Origin of the sequence: Citrobacter sp. Marseille-Q3906, assembly GCF_916618775.1 — a bacterium.
Lineage (GTDB): Bacteria > Pseudomonadota > Gammaproteobacteria > Enterobacterales > Enterobacteriaceae > Citrobacter > Citrobacter murliniae.
Map to the genome: position 1 here is coordinate 83,884 of NZ_CAKAKA010000001.1, position 21,082 is coordinate 104,965.

Below are 21,082 nucleotides of genomic sequence, written 5' to 3' on the forward strand. Positions count from 1 at the left end.
CGGATTCTTAACGTCGCAAGACGAAAAATGAATACCAAGTCTCTGAGTGAACACGTAATTCATTACGAAGTTTAATTCACGAGCATCAAACTTAAATTGAAGAGTTTGATCATGGCTCAGATTGAACGCTGGCGGCAGGCCTAACACATGCAAGTCGAACGGTAGCACAGAGGAGCTTGCTCCTTGGGTGACGAGTGGCGGACGGGTGAGTAATGTCTGGGAAACTGCCCGATGGAGGGGGATAACTACTGGAAACGGTAGCTAATACCGCATAACGTCGCAAGACCAAAGAGGGGGACCTTCGGGCCTCTTGCCATCGGATGTGCCCAGATGGGATTAGCTAGTAGGTGGGGTAACGGCTCACCTAGGCGACGATCCCTAGCTGGTCTGAGAGGATGACCAGCCACACTGGAACTGAGACACGGTCCAGACTCCTACGGGAGGCAGCAGTGGGGAATATTGCACAATGGGCGCAAGCCTGATGCAGCCATGCCGCGTGTATGAAGAAGGCCTTCGGGTTGTAAAGTACTTTCAGCGAGGAGGAAGGCATTAAGGTTAATAACCTTAGTGATTGACGTTACTCGCAGAAGAAGCACCGGCTAACTCCGTGCCAGCAGCCGCGGTAATACGGAGGGTGCAAGCGTTAATCGGAATTACTGGGCGTAAAGCGCACGCAGGCGGTCTGTCAAGTCGGATGTGAAATCCCCGGGCTCAACCTGGGAACTGCATCCGAAACTGGCAGGCTAGAGTCTTGTAGAGGGGGGTAGAATTCCAGGTGTAGCGGTGAAATGCGTAGAGATCTGGAGGAATACCGGTGGCGAAGGCGGCCCCCTGGACAAAGACTGACGCTCAGGTGCGAAAGCGTGGGGAGCAAACAGGATTAGATACCCTGGTAGTCCACGCCGTAAACGATGTCGACTTGGAGGTTGTGCCCTTGAGGCGTGGCTTCCGGAGCTAACGCGTTAAGTCGACCGCCTGGGGAGTACGGCCGCAAGGTTAAAACTCAAATGAATTGACGGGGGCCCGCACAAGCGGTGGAGCATGTGGTTTAATTCGATGCAACGCGAAGAACCTTACCTACTCTTGACATCCAGAGAACTTAGCAGAGATGCTTTGGTGCCTTCGGGAACTCTGAGACAGGTGCTGCATGGCTGTCGTCAGCTCGTGTTGTGAAATGTTGGGTTAAGTCCCGCAACGAGCGCAACCCTTATCCTTTGTTGCCAGCGGTTCGGCCGGGAACTCAAAGGAGACTGCCAGTGATAAACTGGAGGAAGGTGGGGATGACGTCAAGTCATCATGGCCCTTACGAGTAGGGCTACACACGTGCTACAATGGCATATACAAAGAGAAGCGACCTCGCGAGAGCAAGCGGACCTCATAAAGTATGTCGTAGTCCGGATTGGAGTCTGCAACTCGACTCCATGAAGTCGGAATCGCTAGTAATCGTGGATCAGAATGCCACGGTGAATACGTTCCCGGGCCTTGTACACACCGCCCGTCACACCATGGGAGTGGGTTGCAAAAGAAGTAGGTAGCTTAACCTTCGGGAGGGCGCTTACCACTTTGTGATTCATGACTGGGGTGAAGTCGTAACAAGGTAACCGTAGGGGAACCTGCGGTTGGATCACCTCCTTACCTTAAAGAACCGTTCCTTGTAGTGTCCACACAGATTGTCTGATGAAAATTAGCAGTAAGAAATCTCTGCAGGCTTGTAGCTCAGGTGGTTAGAGCGCACCCCTGATAAGGGTGAGGTCGGTGGTTCAAGTCCACTCAGGCCTACCAAATTTTACCTGAATACTGCGTTGTGAAATAACTCACATACTTAAGTATGCTTCGTTATTCCACGCCTTGTCTCAGGAAAAATTATCGGTACATGAGATGACTTCGATGGGGCTATAGCTCAGCTGGGAGAGCGCCTGCTTTGCACGCAGGAGGTCTGCGGTTCGATCCCGCATAGCTCCACCATTACTTACTGCAGAAATACCAAGAAAACTTCAGAGTGTACCTGAAAAGGTTCACTGCGAAGTTTTGCTCTTTAAAAATCTGGATCAAGCTGAAAATTGAAACGACACACTGTGTCTGTTCTCCGTAATAAGAACAGATAAGCGGTGTGTTCGAGTCTCTCAAATTTTCGCAACACGATGGTGTTTTACGAAACATCTTCGGGTTGTGAGGTTAAGCGACTAAGCGTACACGGTGGATGCCCTGGCAGTCAGAGGCGATGAAGGACGTGCTAATCTGCGATAAGCGTCGGTAAGGTGATATGAACCGTTATAACCGGCGATTTCCGAATGGGGAAACCCAGTGTGATTCGTCACACTATCATTACGTGAATACATAGCGTAATGAAGCGAACCGGGGGAACTGAAACATCTAAGTACCCCGAGGAAAAGAAATCAACCGAGATTCCCCCAGTAGCGGCGAGCGAACGGGGAGCAGCCCAGAGTCTGAATCAGCATGTGTGGTAGTGGAACGGTCTGGAAAGTCCGACGGTACAGGGTGATAGTCCCGTACACAAAATCACACGTGTTGTGAACTCGAAGAGTAGGGCGGGACACGTGGTATCCTGTCTGAATATGGGGGGACCATCCTCCAAGGCTAAATACTCCTGACTGACCGATAGTGAACCAGTACCGTGAGGGAAAGGCGAAAAGAACCCCGGCGAGGGGAGTGAAAAAGAACCTGAAACCGTGTACGTACAAGCAGTGGGAGCCTCTTTATGGGGTGACTGCGTACCTTTTGTATAATGGGTCAGCGACTTATATTCTGTAGCAAGGTTAACCGAATAGGGGAGCCGAAGGGAAACCGAGTCTTAACTGGGCGTTAAGTTGCAGGGTATAGACCCGAAACCCGGTGATCTAGCCATGGGCAGGTTGAAGGTTGGGTAACACTAACTGGAGGACCGAACCGACTAATGTTGAAAAATTAGCGGATGACTTGTGGCTGGGGGTGAAAGGCCAATCAAACCGGGAGATAGCTGGTTCTCCCCGAAAGCTATTTAGGTAGCGCCTCGTGAATTCATCTTCGGGGGTAGAGCACTGTTTCGGCTAGGGGGTCATCCCGACTTACCAACCCGATGCAAACTGCGAATACCGAAGAATGTTATCACGGGAGACACACGGCGGGTGCTAACGTCCGTCGTGAAGAGGGAAACAACCCAGACCGCCAGCTAAGGTCCCAAAGTCATGGTTAAGTGGGAAACGATGTGGGAAGGCACAGACAGCCAGGATGTTGGCTTAGAAGCAGCCATCATTTAAAGAAAGCGTAATAGCTCACTGGTCGAGTCGGCCTGCGCGGAAGATGTAACGGGGCTAAACCATGCACCGAAGCTGCGGCAGCGACACTATGTGTTGTTGGGTAGGGGAGCGTTCTGTAAGCCGTTGAAGGTGTCCTGTGAGGGATGCTGGAGGTATCAGAAGTGCGAATGCTGACATAAGTAACGATAATGCGGGTGAAAAACCCGCACGCCGGAAGACCAAGGGTTCCTGTCCAACGTTAATCGGGGCAGGGTGAGTCGACCCCTAAGGCGAGGCCGAAAGGCGTAGTCGATGGGAAACAGGTTAATATTCCTGTACTTGGTGTTACTGCGAAGGGGGGACGGAGAAGGCTATGTTAGCCGGGCGACGGTTGTCCCGGTTTAAGCATGTAGGCGGAGGTTCCAGGTAAATCCGGTACCTTATTAACGCTGAGGTGTGATGACGAGGCACTACGGTGCTGAAGTAACAAATGCCCTGCTTCCAGGAAAAGCCTCTAAGCATCAGGTAACACGAAATCGTACCCCAAACCGACACAGGTGGTCAGGTAGAGAATACCAAGGCGCTTGAGAGAACTCGGGTGAAGGAACTAGGCAAAATGGTGCCGTAACTTCGGGAGAAGGCACGCTGATATGTAGGTGAAGTGATTTACTCATGGAGCTGAAATCAGTCGAAGATACCAGCTGGCTGCAACTGTTTATTAAAAACACAGCACTGTGCAAACACGAAAGTGGACGTATACGGTGTGACGCCTGCCCGGTGCCGGAAGGTTAATTGATGGGGTTATCCGTAAGGAGAAGCTCTTGATCGAAGCCCCGGTAAACGGCGGCCGTAACTATAACGGTCCTAAGGTAGCGAAATTCCTTGTCGGGTAAGTTCCGACCTGCACGAATGGCGTAATGATGGCCAGGCTGTCTCCACCCGAGACTCAGTGAAATTGAACTCGCTGTGAAGATGCAGTGTACCCGCGGCAAGACGGAAAGACCCCGTGAACCTTTACTATAGCTTGACACTGAACACTGGTCCTTGATGTGTAGGATAGGTGGGAGGCTTTGAAGTGTGGACGCCAGTCTGCATGGAGCCAACCTTGAAATACCACCCTTTAATGGCTGGTGTTCTAACGTAGACCCGTGATCCGGGTTGCGGACAGTGTCTGGTGGGTAGTTTGACTGGGGCGGTCTCCTCCTAAAGAGTAACGGAGGAGCACGAAGGTTAGCTAATCCTGGTCGGACATCAGGAGGTTAGTGCAAAGGCATAAGCTAGCTTGACTGCGAGAGTGACGGCTCGAGCAGGTGCGAAAGCAGGTCTTAGTGATCCGGTGGTTCTGAATGGAAGGGCCATCGCTCAACGGATAAAAGGTACTCCGGGGATAACAGGCTGATACCGCCCAAGAGTTCATATCGACGGCGGTGTTTGGCACCTCGATGTCGGCTCATCACATCCTGGGGCTGAAGTAGGTCCCAAGGGTATGGCTGTTCGCCATTTAAAGTGGTACGCGAGCTGGGTTTAGAACGTCGTGAGACAGTTCGGTCCCTATCTGCCGTGGGCGCTGGAGAATTGAGGGGGGCTGCTCCTAGTACGAGAGGACCGGAGTGGACGCATCACTGGTGTTCGGGTTGTCATGCCAATGGCATTGCCCGGTAGCTAAATGCGGAAGAGATAAGTGCTGAAAGCATCTAAGCACGAAACTTGCCCCGAGATGAGTTCTCCCTGAGACTTTAAGTCTCCTGAAGGAACGTTGAAGACGACGACGTTGATAGGTCGGGTGTGTAAGTGTAGCGATACATTGAGCTAACCGATACTAATGAACCGTGAGGCTTAACCTTACAACGCCGAAGCTGTTTTGGCGAAGAGACGAAATTTCAGCTTGATACAGATTAAATTGACATGCGAAAGCGTGTTGATAAACAGAATTTGCCTGGCGGCTGTAGCGCGGTGGTCCCACCTGACCCCATGCCGAACTCAGAAGTGAAACGCCGTAGCGCCGATGGTAGTGTGGGGTCTCCCCATGCGAGAGTAGGGAACTGCCAGGCATCAAACCAGTGAAGAAGCCCATCCTGCCGGATGGGCTTTTTTGCGTCTATGCGTTGTGAAAAGTGCCGGATTCGGCGTAAACGCCTCATCCGGATTACGTTCATTGCTTTAGCCACCGTAAAATAAATGCCGCTATCTGTGGTATATCGTTTATATCTAACAATGGAACATCCACCATGAGTGGAACATCGCTTGCAACCGCGACAACATGTTCATCAATCGTTAATTCTTCCTTGTTGCGACCACAACCTTCACGAAAAAGCATGATCTTCGCGACAGCTTCATGCTTAAAACCCTCGACAAGCACCATATCTAACGTTGAAGCATCCATTCTGCTCACCAGATATGTTAAGTCCAACTTGGGCTCTTCTGGCGTTTCCGTCATCAATGCCCAGCGCTGCTGGCTGGCGACTAGTGTTTGAGCTGCTCCAGCTTTACGCAGTTCATAGCTATCTTTGCCGGGTTTATCGACGTCCATATCGTGGTGTGTATGCTTGATCAATCCAGGGCGAATACCTCTGGCGCACAGTTCCGGTATCAGCTTTTTGAGCAGTGTGGTTTTTCCTGTACCACTCCATGCCGCAATGCCGAGTAATGGGATCATGATTTTGTCTGCCATCTCGCGAGTTCTTCTGGTGTATTCACATTTACGAATGCGTCTCTGTGATCGCTGAAATCGACGGCATGCCCGCCAGCCAGACGCATAAAGACCATTACGCGTCGTTCACCAGACTGAAGGTAGTCCTGTAACAACGGCACTATTTTTCTATTCATCAGCGCAATTGTCGGGTGATCCCGTTCTCCATCGTGCACCCATACGACTGGCGCAGAGCTACGTTGCTCTTTTAAACGTGCGGCCAGGCTGTAGGGAATATATGGCATATCGCAAGGACAGAATAGAAACCAGTCACCAGCTTCCTGCTGAAAAACTGACAGCATTCCGGCCAGCGGGCCAGGAAAATCGGCCAATAAATCGGGGATAACTTTCAAGCCGCTTTGTTGATAAACATCCTGATGGCGATTGGCGTTAACCACGACGGTCTTAACCTGCAAGGCGAGGGTATCCGCCACGTGTCTCCATAACGGCTTACCGTGAAGTTCAAGAAGGCCTTTATCTGTTCCACCCATTCGTCTGGCCTTACCGCCAGCCAGAACAACCCCTGTTATTGCACTATCCAGAATCACTGATATCGCCTCTTTTAATGTGGGATTGACCCTGCTAACGTATTCGTATTAAGACTAAGGAGCACAACCATGAAATGTAAACGTCTGAATGAAGTTATTGAACTCCTCCAGCCGGCCTGGCAGAAAGAACCCGATCTTAACCTGATGCAATTTTTGCAGAAACTGGCAAAAGAGTCAGGTTTTGACGGAGAACTGGCGGATTTAACTGATGATATTCTGATCTACCACCTGAAAATGCGCGACTCTGCGAAAGACGCAGTGATTCCAGGTATTCAAAAAGATTATGAAGAAGATTTTAAAACTGCACTCCTGCGAGCACGTGGCGTAATTAAAGAGTAAAACCTTGTAATCGCCGCCACCGAAAGCGCTGCGAAATGATATCCTGAATCATTCGTAGTATTTTCCGGATGATGGGATGAACGACAACGCTTTTACTTTCCAGACGCTACACCCGGATACCATCATGGATGCACTGTTTGAGCTGGGGATCCGGGTGGATTCCGGGCTGACCCCGCTTAACAGCTATGAAAATCGTGTCTATCAATTCCAGGATGAAGACCGTCGACGTTTTGTCGTAAAGTTTTACCGTCCTGAACGCTGGTCTGTTGATCAAATACTGGAAGAACACCAGTTTGCCCTTGAACTGGTGCGCGATGATGTACCCGTTGCGGCGCCAATTGTGTTTGATGGCCAGACGTTATTGGGTCATCAGGGATTTCACTATGCGATATTCCCCAGTGTGGGTGGCCGCCAGTTTGAAGCCGACAACATCGATCAGATGGAGGCGGTGGGCCGCTATCTGGGACGCCTGCATCAAACTGGACGTAAACGTTCTTTTGCCTTTCGACCGACAATTGGTCTTGAAGAGTATCTGACTGAGCCGCGTAAACTTTTCGAGCATGCGCGGATCATTCCTGCAGGGCAAAAGGCAGCTTTCCTTAAGGCAACGGATGCGCTCATCACGGTGGTTACCGAGCGCTGGCATACCCGTTTTGAAACGCTACGATTGCACGGTGACTGCCATGCCGGGAACATTCTGTGGCGTGATGGCCCGATGTTCGTCGATTTAGATGATGCTCGTAATGGTCCGGCAATGCAGGATCTATGGATGCTCCTTAATGGCGATAAAGCAGAACAACGTATGCAGCTTGAAACCATTATTGAGGCTTATGAAGAGTTTAGTGAGTTTGACATCGCTGAAATCGGACTCATTGAACCTTTACGCGCCATGCGTTTAGTTTATTATCTTGCCTGGCTGATTCGACGTTGGGCTGACCCTGCGTTCCCTAAAAACTTTCCATGGTTAACCGGGGAAGATTACTGGCAACGTCAGACCGCGACCTTTATTGAGCAGGCTAAAATTCTGCAAGACCCCCCCTTACAATTAACGCCAATGTATTAATCGGAGAGACCTGAACATGAAAAAAATATGGCTGGCGCTGGCTGGTATGATCTTAGCTTTTAGCGCATCGGCAGCGCAGTTCCAGGATGGCAAGCAGTACATCACACTGGAAAAGCCTATTGTGGGTGAGCCTCAGGTGTTGGAGTTTTTCTCCTTCTACTGCCCGCATTGCTACCAGTTTGAAGAAGTGCTTCACGTCTCTGATAACGTGAAGAAAAAACTGCCGGAAGGCACCAAAATGACCAAATATCACGTTGAGTTTTTGGGGCCTCTTGGCAAAGACCTGACTCAGGCGTGGGCTGTTGCTTTGGCACTGGGCGTTGAAGATAAAGTTACTGTACCGTTGTTTGAAGGGGTACAGAAAACGCAGACCGTCCAGTCTGTTGCTGATATTCGTAAAGTGTTTGTCGATGCGGGTATTAAAGGTGAAGACTATGATGCTGCATGGAATAGCTTCGTGGTGAAATCACTCGTCGCACAGCAGGAAAAAGCGGCGGCTGATCTGCAACTGCAGGGCGTCCCGGCGATGTTTGTTAATGGTAAGTATCAGGTAAATCCGCAGGGTATGGATACCAGCAGCATGGATATCTTTGTACAGCAGTATGCTGATACCGTGAAATATCTGGTTGGTCAGAAGTAAAAGAAAAAGCCGGTCACTGACCGGCTTTTTTATGTGAGGCTTTAATCGCATCAAGTTGCATGTCTTTCTCACTCCACAGCGTATTCAGCCACAGCTGGAACCGACGTTTAAATCCTTTATCGTTAACGTAATCACCGTGCAGTTCTTCTTTAATTGTCTCCAGATTCACTCTCACGACAATGCGTGTCAGCTTGCCACTCAGCATATCGTAGAAAGGACGATGACTGTTTTCTGGATAACACAGCGTAATGTTGAGCAATTTATCGAACTGAGACCCTAGTACATTTAGCGCCATCGCAATGCCTGCGGCCTTGGGCGGCAATAGATTTTGATATGGCGAGCGGGTTTGCAGGTGTTTCTCTTTCGTGAAGCGCGAACCTTCAACAAAATTCACAATGGTTGTCGGATGGAGGCGAAACTTCTCACAAGAGCGACGCGTTGTTGCCACATCTTTACCGCGTCGTTCCGGATGACGGAGCAAATAGCCGCGCGAATAGCGTTTCATAAACGGCATATCCAGCGCCCAGCATGCCAGTCCAATAAAGGGGACCCAGGCGAGTTGCTGCTTAAGGAAATATTTATTCATGGGGATGTGTTTACGGAACAAAACGCAAAGCACAACGATATCAGCCCAGCTGTAGTGATTGCAGATGAGCAGATACCAGTTTTTCTTGCTAAGACCTTCCAGTCCTTCAACGTCCCACTTCAGTCGCGGATTAAGGTGTAACAGTAACGCCAGACCTTCACACCAGCAGTACATCATGAAATTACAGAAGACGGATACCTTGCGCCAGACGATGGGAAAGGGCAAAAGGAGTTTTACAACCCCGGCAAGGATGATCGGCACAGAACAAAAAATCGTGACCAATATGGTCAATACGATACTCAGCAACAGCGTTATCGCAGCGAGTATTCTCGTCATAATTAAATTATTCAAAAGGTTAGCCATAGATAGTGCGCGAAAGAGGCGCAAGGGGCTGATTTTATCAGAAAACGAACCAAATGACGGGTCTTCGCTGAATAGAAAAAAAGGTAATATCTATCCACATCCAGATATAAGTCTAAAATAAGCTATAAAATTCTGCCGCTCAATATAACGCGATGAAAAATATATAAAATTATTATGCTTTATAAATTATCTTGCTGTATTTAAAGGGCTGAAAATTATTTACTCACAAAGTTATCCACAGCTCACTTTGCGAACAGTCCAGAAGATCTGCAAAAGTTTTTCCACAAATGCGGTGAAAAACTCATGTTTTCATCCTGTCTGTGGCATCCTTTACCCATAATCTGATAAACAGGCACGGACATTATGGTTCAGATCCCAGAAAACCCACTTATCCTCGTAGATGGCTCATCTTACCTGTATCGCGCATACCATGCGTTTCCGCCGCTGACCAACAGCTCGGGAGAGCCTACGGGCGCTATGTACGGTGTCCTCAACATGCTGCGTAGCTTGATTCTGCAATACCAGCCGACGCATGCTGCAGTGGTCTTCGACGCTAAGGGTAAAACCTTCCGTGATGAGTTATTCGAGCATTACAAATCACATCGTCCGCCAATGCCGGACGATCTGCGTGCGCAGATAGAACCTTTACATGCGATGGTCAAAGCGATGGGGCTGCCGTTACTGGCGGTTTCCGGTGTGGAAGCGGACGATGTCATCGGTACGCTGGCGCGAGAAGCAGAGAAAATAGGGCGCCCGGTGCTGATCAGTACCGGTGATAAAGACATGGCTCAACTGGTGACACCAAATATCACGCTTATCAATACTATGACCAATACTATCCTCGGTCCGGATGAGGTAGTGAATAAGTATGGCGTGCCACCTGAGCTGATCATCGATTTCCTGGCGCTGATGGGCGACTCCTCCGATAACATTCCAGGTGTTCCGGGAGTGGGTGAAAAAACAGCTCAGGCATTGCTTCAGGGACTGGGAGGGCTGGATACCCTCTATGCTGAATCAGACAAAATCGCGGGGCTAACCTTCCGTGGTGCAAAAACCATGGCTGGCAAACTCGAGCAGAATAAAGAAGTGGCATACCTTTCTTATAAGTTGGCCACGATTAAAACGGATGTTGAACTTGAATTAACCTGTGAGCAGTTGGAAGTGCGCCAGCCTGCAGCTGACGAACTGCTTGGCCTGTTTAAGCAATATGAGTTCAAACGCTGGGTTGCTGACGTTGAAGCCGGCAAATGGCTGCAGGCGAAAGGAACAAAGCCAGCAGCAAAACCACAGGAAACAATAGCTATCGATGAAACGCCTGAGGAGCCGGCAACAGTTCTCTCATTCGATAACTATGTCACTATTCTGGACGAAGCGACGCTGGAAGAGTGGATTACGAAGCTAAAAAAAGCACCGGTCTTTGCCTTTGATACTGAAACTGACAGCCTGGATAACATCTCTGCGAACCTGGTTGGTCTCTCTTTTGCCATTGAGCCAGGCATAGCTGCATATGTTCCTGTTGCCCATGATTACCTGGATGCTCCCGATCAGATCTCTCGCGACCGTGCGTTGACGCTGCTGAAGCCGCTGCTGGAAGATGAAAAGGCGCATAAGGTTGGGCAAAATCTGAAGTACGATCGTGGCATACTGGCAAACTACGGAATTGAGCTGCGCGGCATCGTTTTTGATACCATGCTCGAATCCTACATTCTCAACAGTGTTGCCGGACGACACGACATGGACAGCCTGTCCGAACGTTGGCTGAAACATAAAACGATCACTTTTGAAGAGATCGCCGGGAAGGGTAAAAACCAACTGACCTTTAACCAGATTGCACTGGAAGAAGCCGGACGTTATGCCGCGGAAGATGCTGATGTTACGTTACAGCTGCACTTGAAAATGTGGCCAGAACTGCAAAAGCATCAAGGGCCGCTAAATGTGTTCGAGAAGATCGATATGCCGCTGGTACCAGTACTGTCCCGCGTAGAACGCAATGGTGTGAAAATTGATCCGGCGGTACTGCACAAACATTCAGAAGAGCTAACACTGCGTTTGACGGAGCTGGAGAAAAAAGCGCATGAGATAGCTGGAGAGGCATTTAACCTCTCTTCTACCAAGCAACTGCAAACCATTCTGTTTGAAAAGCAGGGTATCAAACCGCTGAAGAAAACACCGGGTGGTGCGCCGTCAACGTCGGAAGAAGTGCTGGAAGAGTTAGCGCTGGATTACCCATTGCCGAAGGTGATTCTGGAATATCGTGGGTTGGCAAAATTGAAGTCTACCTATACGGATAAACTTCCTTTGATGATCAATCCTAAAACCGGACGCGTACATACCTCGTACCATCAGGCAGTCACGGCTACCGGTCGCTTATCTTCTACCGACCCTAACCTGCAAAATATTCCGGTTCGTAATGAGGAAGGTCGTCGTATTCGCCAGGCGTTTATTGCACCAGAAGACTACGTTATTGTCTCTGCGGACTACTCGCAGATTGAACTGCGTATTATGGCGCATCTCTCGCGTGACAAAGGCCTGCTCACTGCGTTTGCTGAAGGGAAGGACATTCACCGCGCAACGGCTGCTGAAGTCTTTGGCTTGCCGCTCGATTCTGTGACCAACGAGCAGCGCCGTAGTGCGAAAGCTATCAACTTTGGTCTGATCTACGGGATGAGCGCCTTTGGTCTTGCGCGCCAGTTGAATATTCCGCGTAAAGAAGCGCAGAAATACATGGATCTCTACTTCGAACGTTACCCTGGCGTTATGGAATACATGGAACGCACGCGCGCACAGGCAAAAGAGCAAGGGTATGTTGAAACCCTGGAAGGGCGTCGCCTCTATCTGCCGGATATTAAATCCAGTAATGGTGCTCGCCGCGCCGGTGCTGAACGCGCAGCGATTAATGCCCCGATGCAGGGTACTGCTGCAGATATTATCAAGCGAGCCATGATAGATGTGGACGGATGGCTACAAGCCGAGCAGCCGCGCGTACGCATGATCATGCAGGTACACGATGAACTGGTATTTGAAGTGCATAAAGATGACCTGGAAAGCGTATCGAAAAAGATCCATCAACTGATGGAAAATGGGACGCGGATTGATGTGCCGTTACTGGTAGAAGTGGGTAGTGGTGAAAACTGGGATCAAGCGCACTAAGGGTTCAATGAATAACGCGCTCTTTTCGTAACTAAGCAACATAAGATAGAGTTTTTTGTGATATTCATTAGAATTCCCTATGTCGGGATTGAAAAAAAATTACAAAAAGTACTTTGTGAGCTGCTAAAAAAAGAGTAAAGTTATTCGCGTAGGGTACAGAGGTAAGATGTTCTATCTTTCAGACCTTTTACTTCACGTAATCGGATTTGGCTGAATATTTTAGCCGCCCCAGTCAGTAATGACTGGGGCGTTTTTTATTGTGCTCGTCATACTTCAAGCTGTATATGCGTTGGCTTTCTTGCTCACTCCAGTCCCTCACCGGAGGCGCCTTCAGCTGTTCAAAGTCGTTTCCGACGAATTTTTCCTGGTATCGCCGCCTTTACGCAACTCGAATTATTTAAAGCAATAATAAAGATCTATAGGCCGGATAAGGCGTGTAACGTCACTATCCGGCATATCAGTGGATTATTCCCCGTCCTGCATCTCTTCAATCGGTGCCAGTTCGCTAAACCAGACATCCAGCTTCTGACGCAGTTTGTCCACGCCCAGCTTCTTCAGCGATGAGAATGCTTCGACCTGTACATCGCCATTAAATGCCAGCACCGCTTCACGTACCATATTCAATTGGGCTTTCCGTGCACCGCTGGCCAGTTTGTCCGCTTTGGTCAGTAATACCAGAACCTGAACGTTGCTCTCTACTGCCCACAGAATCATCTGCTGATCGAGATCTTTTAGTGGATGGCGAATGTCCATCAGGACAACCAAACCTTGCAGGCTCTGACGTTTTTCCAGGTATTCAGCCAGCGCGCGTTGCCATTTGCGCTTCATCTCTTCCGGAACTTCTGCATAACCGTATCCCGGCAAGTCAACCAGACGCTTGCCGTCAACAACTTCAAAAAGGTTGATGAGCTGTGTACGGCCAGGTGTTTTAGAGGTACGCGCCAGACCCTTTTGATTTGTCAGGGTATTTAGCGCACTGGATTTGCCTGCGTTGGAACGGCCAGCAAAAGCCACTTCGATTCCCGTATCGGAAGGTAAATGGCGAATATCAGGCGCACTCATCACAAAGTGCGTCTGTTGATAATTCAAATTAGTCAAAGCGGTCGTCTCCATCAATCAAGGCTTTGCAGCGATTATACCTGAACACCAGCAAAAGGCTGGCTTTTCGACAAGTGTGTTGTGTAAGTAAAAACCGCGCGCTTTGTGAGACATTGCCGATCGAATCTATGCGATATGACAGAGCAAATAATGATATAACTCAAATAAATCAGATAATTAACCATTAGTTATATTCTGAAAAGCTGAAATTGCTACCCAGGTTACTTGTACGGTTAAGCCAAAAGGGTAAAGTAGCGTCCATAGCGAGGAAGCTTACAGGATATACGACTCAGGATGAGGGTCAGGAGCGCCAGGAGGCGAAGACACAGGATTGTCAGGAAGACAAACGTCCGGAGACGTTAGTAAAAGGAAATGGAAACAACATGGAATGTTTCAGGCTAAGGGAAAAACAGGGTGTGTTGATAGCCAACATGGATTGTAAAGCCTGTTAAGGGTGAGAGTCAGGAAAAAAGGCGACAGATTACTCTGTCGCCTTTTTTCTTTATTTCTGCTAGATTCCGGCGCAATTATATACTGAATAAAAACAGCCAAAGACGAATCATGATGAAACCAACTTCTACACCACGCGGTAAAGGTCCTGCAAAAGCGCGCCGTAAAACACGCGAAGAGATTAACCAGGAAGCCCGTGACCGTAAACGCCAGAAAAAACACCGTGGTCATGCGGCAGGTAGCCGTGCGACCGGTAGTGACGGCGCATCAGGTGGCGGAAACCAAAGTAAGCACAAAGATCCTCGTATTGGCAGTAAAACCCCCATTGCATTGGGTGTGACCGAAAAGGTCACCAAACAGCACAAACCGAAGAGTGAGAAACCTATGCTTTCACCACAGGCTGAGTTGGATTTACTGGAAACGGATGAGCGCCTGGATGCGCTGCTGGAACGTCTTGAAGCGGGAGAAACCCTGAGTGATGAAGATCAGGCATGGGTTGATGCCAAACTGGATCGCATTGATGAGCTGATGCAAAAGCTGGGCCTCTCCTATGACGACGAAGAGGAAGATGAAGAGGATGAAAAGCAGGAAGATATGATGCGCCTGCTGAAGGGTGGTAACTAACGGTTTTGTACCGTGGGCCTTCCTGTCCTGCTTATAACCCTTCCGGTTATATGTTATCTGGTGTGGTTATTCGTTAAACTACAGCGATTGTCGCGGCGCCAAAAGTGGCTGCGCAGCCGGCTTATCACCCACAATGGGACTAAGCCGGTACGCCGTACTCGCCAGAAACGCCATCGGAAGGAGTGAGCATGTCTGAACAGCTAATAGACTGGGATCTGGCCCTGATCCAGAAATATAACTATTCCGGGCCACGATATACCTCGTACCCGACCGCGCTGGAGTTTTCTGAAGACTACGGTGCAGAGGCGTTTTCGCAGGCCGTTGCACGTTACCCTGAACGTCCACTCTCTTTATACGTCCATATCCCGTTTTGCCACAAACTGTGCTACTTCTGTGGCTGCAACAAAATTGTGACTCGTCAGCAGCATAAAGCCGATCAATATCTGGATGTGCTGGAACAAGAAATTATTCATCGTGCACCGTTGTTTGCCGGACGACATGTTAGCCAGCTGCACTGGGGCGGTGGCACCCCCACTTATTTGAATAAAGCACAGATCAGCCGTTTGATGACGTTGTTACGTGACAACTTCCACTTTAACGCTGATGCCGAAATCTCGATCGAAGTGGATCCACGTGAAATCGAGCTGGATGTCCTTGATCATTTACGTGCAGAAGGGTTTAACCGCCTGAGCATGGGTGTGCAGGACTTCAACAAAGAAGTTCAGCGTCTGGTGAACCGCGAACAGGACGAGGAGTTCATTTTTGCGCTGCTTAATCATGCGCGTGATATTGGCTTTACCTCGACGAATATCGACCTTATTTACGGGCTGCCAAAACAGACGCCGGAGAGCTTTGCTTTCACTCTGAAGCGTGTGGCAGAGCTGAATCCCGACCGCCTGAGCGTCTTTAACTATGCGCACCTGCCGACGCTTTTTGCCGCCCAGCGCAAGATCAAAGATGTTGATCTGCCCAGCGCGCAACAGAAGCTGGATATTCTGCAGGAAACCATCTCCTCACTGACCGAAACTGGCTATCAGTTCATTGGGATGGATCACTTTGCCCGCCCGGATGATGAGCTGGCAGTTGCGCAGCGTGAAGGCGTTCTGCATCGTAATTTCCAGGGCTACACCACCCAGGGTGATACTGACCTGCTGGGGATGGGTGTTTCTGCCATCAGTATGATTGGCGACTGTTACGCACAGAACCAGAAAGAGCTGAAGCTTTACTATCAGCAGGTAGATGAGCGCGGTGATGCTTTGTGGCGTGGGATCGCGTTAACCCGTGATGACTGCATTCGCCGTGACGTTATTAAGGCGCTTATCTGTAACTTCCGCCTCGATTACGCCGCCGTGGAGCAGCAATGGGGGCTGAACTTTATTGAATATTTTGCCGAAGACCTGAAACTGCTGGCACCGCTGGCGGAAGATGGGCTGGTGGACGTCAATCAGAAGGGGATTCAGGTTACGCCGAAAGGCCGCCTGCTGATCCGTAATATCTGCATGTGCTTTGATGCTTATTTGCGTCAGAAAGCACGGATACAGCAGTTCTCGCGGGTGATTTAGTGATGTTGCCCGGTGGCGCTACCGCTTACCGGGCCTACAAGTCGTGACAACCTGTAAGCTGGATAAGCGGTAGCGCCACCCGGCACGCATTCAGCTAAACAGTCCAACCAGCGCCGCACACAGCACTGCGGCAACCGCAGTTTGTGGCGTATGGCTTTCTACTGAACCGCTCGACAGAAGATTAATGATTGATTCCAGCATGATGACTTCTCCCCGTTTGCCGGGCACGATCATACTTAACTCATCGGAACAGTAAAGTACAAAATAGCAGCAATTTGCGCTCAATTATCAATCTTTACACAGTGACAAATTGTCACTCCATTCCGAGCTCTTTTAATTTACGCGTCAAGGTGTTACGCCCCCATCCTAACAAGCGTGCCGCTTCCTGTTTGTGCCCTTGGGTATGGCGTAGCGCAGTGGTTAACAGCGTACGTTCCATTTCAGGTTGCGCCTCAGACAGTAAGTTTTGATGACCGGAACGTAATGCCCTGTCAGCCCACTGTGCCAGTAAGGTTGCCCAGCTGTCCGGTTGCAAGTGCGAAGGGGCATCTGGAACTGTGGCCTCAAACAGTTCAGCCGGTAAGTCCTGAATTAGCACTTCCTGCCCGGCGGCCATTACGGTTAACCAGCGGCAGGTGTTCTCAAGCTGGCGCACGTTCCCCGGCCAGGCAAGACGTGTGAGCGCTGCTTCGGTTTCGGGGTGTAATTGCTTGGCTTCGACGCCCAGTTCGCGGGCGGCGTCCTGTAGAAAATGACGAGCCAGGCGGGGGATATCTTCCCGACGTTCACGCAGCGGCGGCAAATGGACGCGAATAACGTTCAGACGATGGAATAAGTCCTCACGGAACTTGCCTTCCTGCACACGCAGTTCGAGATTCTGATGTGTCGCCGCGATGATACGTACATCCACCTTCACTGGCGCATAGCCGCCAACGCGGTAAAACTGTCCGTCGGCTAATACGCGCAATAACCGCGTTTGTACATCCAGCGGCATATCACCAATTTCGTCGAGGAAAAGTGTGCCACCGTCGGCCTGTTCGAAGCGCCCCTGACGAATGGTATTCGCACCGGTAAACGCCCCTTTTTCATGGCCAAACAGCTCAGATTCGATCAAATCCTTCGGGATAGCCGCCATATTAAGTGCGATAAAAGGCGCTTTGACGCGAGGACTGTGACGGTGCAGGGCGTGGGCGACCAGCTCTTTACCTGTCCCGGATTCACCGTTGATTAATACGCTTATTGAAGAACGGGAAAGCCGCCCAATAATGCGAAATACATCCTGCATCGCGGGGGCTTCACCGATGATATCGGTCGTCGGGCCGTTGATCTGAATATTCCGCGGTTGCTGCTGTTCCTGATAATGGCTGATAGCGCGCTCGACCAGTGCAACAGCCTCGTCGATATCAAAAGGCTTAGGCAGATAATCGAAAGCCCCTTGCTGATAGGCGCTGACGGCGGCATCCAGATCGGAATGTGCCGTCATTATGATGACCGGAAGCATTGGATGGCGCTGTTTGATCTGTTTTAACAGCGTCAGGCCGTCCATACCCGGCATTCGGATATCCGATAACAGCACGTCCGGCGTTTTGCTGGCCAGCGCATCCAGCACTTCTTTACCACTTTCAAATGTCGTGCAGCTAAGTCCTGCCCCTGCGAGCGCACGTTCAAGCACCCAACGGATGGAACTATCGTCATCAACTACCCAGACTATTCCTCGTTGCATAAACGTCACCTTTATTTCCTGATAGGCAGGTAAACCGAGAACTCGGTATGACCCGGCCAACTGGTAAATTCAATTTTGCCGGAATGTTGATCAATCAAATTACGGGCGATGGATAATCCAAGTCCGGTACCACCCTCGCGACCGCTGACCATTGGGTAGAACAGCGTATCCTGCAAGTGAGGGGGAATACCCGGACCGTTATCCTCAACATCAATACGTGCAGCCAGGCGATAACGCATACCGTGTAGCGTGAGCTGGAAAGCGGTGCGGGTTCGCAGAATAATCTCGCCACCTTCTGGCCCTAACGCCTGTAGCGCATTGCGCACGATATTCAACAGAACCTGCTCTATCTGATCTGGATCGTGCAGCAGCTCTGGAAGACTTGGGTCGTAATCACGAATCAGCGTGACGTTTTCCGGTAGTTCCATTGAGACCAGTGCTACCACGCGTTCAGCCACTTTGTGAATACTTTCCGTAACGTGCATACCTGGCTGTTGTGGACCCAGCAAACGGTCAACCAGATTACGCAGGCGATCGGCCTGCTCAATAATGACTTTGGTATATTCTGTCAGCGCCGGGTCCGGGAGTGCTTTACTGAGAAGTTGCGCAGCGCCACGTAGCCCGCCCAGTGGGTTTTTAATTTCGTGCGCCAGTCCGCGTACCAGATCGCGGGCCGCAATTTGTTGAGCATGCTGGAGCTGCTCCTGACTCAGACGGCGCTGGTTATCCATTGGGGCCATCTCCAGTAGGATAAGGCCGTCAGGAAGCCTCTGAGCGGTTACTGAGAGGATATGTGAGTGGCTGTCTATTACCAGCGTCACTTCGTTGTCTGTAAAGCCCTGGCCAGCTTCCAGGCTCTCTCGCATCAGTCCGATGTTCAAAGAGAAATAGCTCAGCAGATCAGGAAGCGGTGTACCAAACAGTTTACGAGAACTTTGGGCGAGCAGCTGCTGTGCCGCGGGGTTGGCGTAATGTACCGCCAGCTCATCATCGACAAGTAAAATGCTGTTGATTAACGAATTGAGGATCTGCCCAGCATCGGGCAGCGTGCCGGTTGCCATTCAGCAGTCTCCTGAAAAAGGTTGCACCAATTTAGTGCATTATAGCTTTTTACTTAGAAAAAGCGCGAAGGATCAGGTTGTTGGTGGAGAAAAAAGCCCATCGTGTGATGGGCTAAAAGTTCCACGGCAACTAAAAAACTCCTGGCGCCTTCCACGTCGCTGCTGCGTTAGCTACCTTCGCTCACCCCACTCACATAGCTATCTATGCTCCTGGGGATTTGCTCAGTTGCCGCTTTGCCGCAACGTGAAATTCGTCGGATTATTAAGATACGGTTAAACGCTGTAGTACAGCTCGAACTCTACCGGGTGCGGCGTCATGCGTACGCGGTCATCTTCTTCGCGACGCAGTGCAATGTACGCGTCAATCGCTTCATTGGTGAATACGCCACCTGCAGTCAGGAACTCGCGGTCAAGATCCAGTTCTTTCAGTGCTTCTTCCAGAGAGCCAGCAACCTGTGGGATCTCTTTCGCTTCTTCTGGCGGCAGGTCATACAGGTTTTTATCCATGGCTTCGCCAGGATGGATTTTGTTCTTGATACCGTCAAGGCCAGCCATCAGCAGCGCGGCGAAGCACAGGTACGGGTTAGCCGCTGGGTCCGGGAAACGCACTTCGATACGACGTGCTTTCGGAGAGGCGACTACCGGAATACGGATAGATGCAGAACGGTTACGGGCAGAGTAAGCCAGCATTACCGGTGCTTCGTAACCCGGGACCAGACGCTTGTAGGAGTTGGTGGTCGGGTTTGCCAGGGCGTTAATTGCTTTCGCGTGTTTGATAACACCACCGATGTAGAACAGCGCCTGCTCAGACAGACCAGCATATTTGTCGCCAGAGAACAGGTTTACGCCGTTCTTGGACAGGGACATGTGGCAGTGCATACCGGAACCGTTATCGCCAAACATTGGTTTTGGCATAAAGGTCGCTGTTTTACCGAAACGGTGTGCAACGTTGTGAACCACATATTTGTAGATCTGAATTTCGTCCGCTTTTTTGGTCATGGTGTTAAAGCGGGTAGCAATTTCGTTCTGACCCGCAGTCGCCACTTCGTGGTGATGCGCTTCAACAACCAGGCCCATCTCTTCCATGATCAGACACATGGTAGAACGGATGTCCTGGGAGGAATCAACCGGAGGAACCGGGAAATAACCGCCTTTCACGCCAGGACGGTGACCTTTGTTACCACCTTCATATTTGGTGGAGGAGTTCCAGGCACCTTCGATGTCATCGATAGCGACGTGGGAACCGGAGATGGATGCGCCGAAACGGATGTCATCAAACAGGAAGAATTCTGGCTCTGGCCCGAACAGAACGGTGTCTGCGATGCCGGTAGCGCGCAGGTATTCTTCAGCACGTTTAGCAATAGAACGCGGGTCGCGGTCATAACCTTGCAGCGTACCTGGTTCCAGGATATCGCAACGGATGATCAGAGTAGACTCTTCAAAGAACGGGTCAATGAGAGCAGTAGAAGCATCTGGCATCAGAACCATGTCTGATTCGTTAATGCCTTTCCAGCCACCGATTGAGGAGCCGTCAAACATTTTGCCTTCTTCAAAGAATTCGGCATTTACCTGATGAGCAGGAATAGTGACGTGCTGTTCTTTACCTTTAGTATCGGTGAAGCGTAAATCAACAAACTTCACTTCGTGTTCATTCAGCATCGTCAAAACGTGTTCAGCGGACATACTTACTCTCCCGGATTGGTCATTGTCGTCGTGGTAACGAAGTCTACAATTCTGCAAAAAATTGGCCGTGTCGCCGTAAAAAATATAAAGCGAAATCTGTGCCAACTTTTAAATTGCCCCTAAAAGGCGTTATCATGCGCACCATCGTGCAAAGGGGCTGCACCATGAATGTTGTATTGCACCATTATAGTGCTTTAATGTGAACATTAAGCACCATATTGGTGCAATGGACATCAAAATACCCCTTTTAACGCTCCGTGAATGTGA

The 21,082-nt window shown here is 50.1% G+C and carries 16 protein-coding genes, 2 tRNA genes and 3 rRNA genes; 13 read left to right on the plus strand and 8 right to left on the minus strand.

All coding sequences use genetic code 11. The annotated features are described in order from the left end of the window. Positions 1 to 93 precede the first annotated feature (93 nt). From LG384_RS00415 to rrf, 5 genes are all read left to right on the plus strand, one after another. Positions 94 to 1,635, plus strand: a 16S ribosomal RNA gene (locus LG384_RS00415). 70 nt (positions 1,636 to 1,705) lie between these two features. Further along, positions 1,706 to 1,782 (plus strand) — tRNA-Ile (locus LG384_RS00420). A 107-nt stretch (positions 1,783 to 1,889) separates the two neighbouring features. Continuing rightward, positions 1,890 to 1,965, plus strand: a tRNA-Ala gene (locus LG384_RS00425). Positions 1,966 to 2,173: 208 nt separating this feature from the next. Next, positions 2,174 to 5,080 (plus strand): 23S ribosomal RNA (locus tag LG384_RS00430). 91 nt (positions 5,081 to 5,171) lie between these two features. Then, a 5S ribosomal RNA gene (gene rrf / locus LG384_RS00435) occupies positions 5,172 to 5,287 on the plus strand. Together the 16S, 23S and 5S rRNA genes with 2 tRNA genes alongside form the textbook arrangement of a ribosomal RNA operon. Before the next feature lie 101 nt (positions 5,288 to 5,388). Here the strand turns inward: rrf and mobB are convergent. Next, positions 5,389 to 5,892, minus strand: a complete 504-nt coding sequence (mobB, locus tag LG384_RS00440) for a molybdopterin-guanine dinucleotide biosynthesis protein MobB (protein WP_045449857.1) — start codon at positions 5,890 to 5,892, stop codon at positions 5,389 to 5,391. Continuing rightward, positions 5,889 to 6,473, minus strand: coding sequence for a molybdenum cofactor guanylyltransferase MobA (mobA, locus tag LG384_RS00445; protein WP_225760315.1), 585 nt, complete (start codon positions 6,471 to 6,473; stop codon positions 5,889 to 5,891). The genes mobB and mobA overlap by 4 nt, the downstream gene beginning before the upstream one ends. A 69-nt stretch (positions 6,474 to 6,542) precedes the next feature. Between mobA and LG384_RS00450 the strand changes: the two genes are divergently transcribed. The 3 genes from LG384_RS00450 (at position 6,543) to dsbA (ending at position 8,515) form a co-directional block, all read left to right on the plus strand. Next, on the plus strand, positions 6,543 to 6,812 hold the full coding sequence (locus LG384_RS00450) for a YihD family protein (RefSeq protein ID WP_042325406.1): 270 nt from the start codon (positions 6,543 to 6,545) through the stop codon (positions 6,810 to 6,812). A 76-nt stretch (positions 6,813 to 6,888) separates the two neighbouring features. Further along, on the plus strand, positions 6,889 to 7,875 hold the full coding sequence (locus tag LG384_RS00455; protein WP_225760316.1) for a serine/threonine protein kinase: 987 nt from the start codon (positions 6,889 to 6,891) through the stop codon (positions 7,873 to 7,875). A 16-nt stretch (positions 7,876 to 7,891) separates the two neighbouring features. After that, on the plus strand, positions 7,892 to 8,515 hold the full coding sequence (gene dsbA / locus LG384_RS00460) for a thiol:disulfide interchange protein DsbA (RefSeq protein ID WP_045449183.1): 624 nt from the start codon (positions 7,892 to 7,894) through the stop codon (positions 8,513 to 8,515). 13 nt (positions 8,516 to 8,528) lie between these two features. Here dsbA and LG384_RS00465 read toward each other — a convergent pair whose 3' ends face one another. Continuing rightward, on the minus strand, positions 8,529 to 9,392 hold the full coding sequence (locus LG384_RS00465) for an acyltransferase (RefSeq protein WP_223307033.1): 864 nt from the start codon (positions 9,390 to 9,392) through the stop codon (positions 8,529 to 8,531). Here LG384_RS00465 and LG384_RS00470 point away from each other — a divergent pair. Next, complete coding sequence (locus LG384_RS00470; protein ID WP_223307034.1) at positions 9,277 to 9,585, plus strand: hypothetical protein; 309 nt, start codon at positions 9,277 to 9,279, stop codon at positions 9,583 to 9,585. The two genes, LG384_RS00465 and LG384_RS00470, sit on opposite strands and share 116 nt — an antisense overlap. 242 nt (positions 9,586 to 9,827) lie before the next feature. After that, entirely contained in the window at positions 9,828 to 12,614 is a 2,787-nt protein-coding gene (gene polA / locus LG384_RS00475; protein WP_225760317.1) for a DNA polymerase I, read from the plus strand. A 465-nt stretch (positions 12,615 to 13,079) separates the two neighbouring features. On the opposite strand, the gene yihA is transcribed toward polA, so the two are convergent. Further along, a complete protein-coding gene (gene yihA / locus LG384_RS00480) occupies positions 13,080 to 13,712 on the minus strand; it encodes a ribosome biogenesis GTP-binding protein YihA/YsxC (protein ID WP_045449859.1) in 633 nt (210 codons plus the stop codon). Positions 13,713 to 13,921: 209 nt separating this feature from the next. Between yihA and LG384_RS00485 the strand changes: the two genes are divergently transcribed. From LG384_RS00485 to hemN, 3 genes are all read left to right on the plus strand, one after another. After that, the gene (locus tag LG384_RS00485; protein ID WP_225760318.1) at positions 13,922 to 14,164 is read left to right on the plus strand and encodes a hypothetical protein; all 243 of its coding nucleotides are present in this window, start codon (positions 13,922 to 13,924) and stop codon (positions 14,162 to 14,164) included. A gap of 112 nt (positions 14,165 to 14,276) precedes the next feature. Beyond that, positions 14,277 to 14,786 carry a Der GTPase-activating protein YihI gene (gene yihI, locus LG384_RS00490; RefSeq protein ID WP_240703920.1) on the plus strand — a complete coding sequence of 170 codons (510 nt, stop codon included), beginning with the start codon at positions 14,277 to 14,279 and terminating at the stop codon, positions 14,784 to 14,786. A 188-nt stretch (positions 14,787 to 14,974) separates the two neighbouring features. Next, positions 14,975 to 16,348, plus strand: coding sequence for an oxygen-independent coproporphyrinogen III oxidase (gene hemN / locus LG384_RS00495; protein WP_200012953.1), 1,374 nt, complete (start codon positions 14,975 to 14,977; stop codon positions 16,346 to 16,348). Between the two features lie 90 nt (positions 16,349 to 16,438). Here hemN and LG384_RS00500 read toward each other — a convergent pair whose 3' ends face one another. The 4 genes from LG384_RS00500 to glnA form a co-directional block, all read right to left on the minus strand. After that, the gene (locus LG384_RS00500; protein WP_096758886.1) at positions 16,439 to 16,549 is read right to left on the minus strand and encodes a YshB family small membrane protein; all 111 of its coding nucleotides are present in this window, start codon (positions 16,547 to 16,549) and stop codon (positions 16,439 to 16,441) included. Positions 16,550 to 16,661: 112 nt separating this feature from the next. Continuing rightward, complete coding sequence (glnG, locus tag LG384_RS00505) at positions 16,662 to 18,071, minus strand: nitrogen regulation protein NR(I) (protein WP_045449862.1); 1,410 nt, start codon at positions 18,069 to 18,071, stop codon at positions 16,662 to 16,664. Positions 18,072 to 18,082: 11 nt separating this feature from the next. Beyond that, positions 18,083 to 19,132: a nitrogen regulation protein NR(II) gene (gene glnL, locus LG384_RS00510; protein WP_045449194.1), complete on the minus strand. Its 1,050-nt coding sequence runs from the start codon at positions 19,130 to 19,132 to the stop codon at positions 18,083 to 18,085. A 273-nt stretch (positions 19,133 to 19,405) separates the two neighbouring features. Beyond that, positions 19,406 to 20,815, minus strand: coding sequence for a glutamate--ammonia ligase (glnA, locus tag LG384_RS00515; protein ID WP_045449196.1), 1,410 nt, complete (start codon positions 20,813 to 20,815; stop codon positions 19,406 to 19,408). Between the last annotated feature and the right edge of the window lie 267 nt (positions 20,816 to 21,082).